1 pseudogene is annotated in these 247 nt (G+C 61.1%); it reads right to left on the reverse strand.

The window, feature by feature from the left end:
- Window positions 1-141: 141 nt before the first annotated feature.
- Window positions 142-247, reverse strand: a pseudogene (locus J5M58_RS27440) (agmatinase); the annotation flags it as partial.

Consider the following 247-nt stretch of genomic DNA (forward strand, 5'->3'; position numbering starts at 1 on the left):
TTCACCTCCTGTACGAGAATGCCGCGCCTGGTGGGTTTGATAGCCTAAGGCGCGAAGGGTTCGCGGCAAAAGTGTGAATGCGGGTGGAGATGATTCCTGATGTTTCAGTATGGGCCCTGGGGGCTGCAAAGCGGCCCCAGGTTACTGGCCCTTGTCCACCTTGTGCCGCGCCGCATACAGGCACAGCATTTCCATCGCCAGGGTGGCCCCCGCCAGCGCGGTGATATCGGCATGGTCATAGGCTGGC

This window comes from Pseudomonas sp. 32_A (genome assembly GCF_017490905.1).
GTDB classification, from domain to species: domain Bacteria; phylum Pseudomonadota; class Gammaproteobacteria; order Pseudomonadales; family Pseudomonadaceae; genus Aquipseudomonas; species Aquipseudomonas inefficax.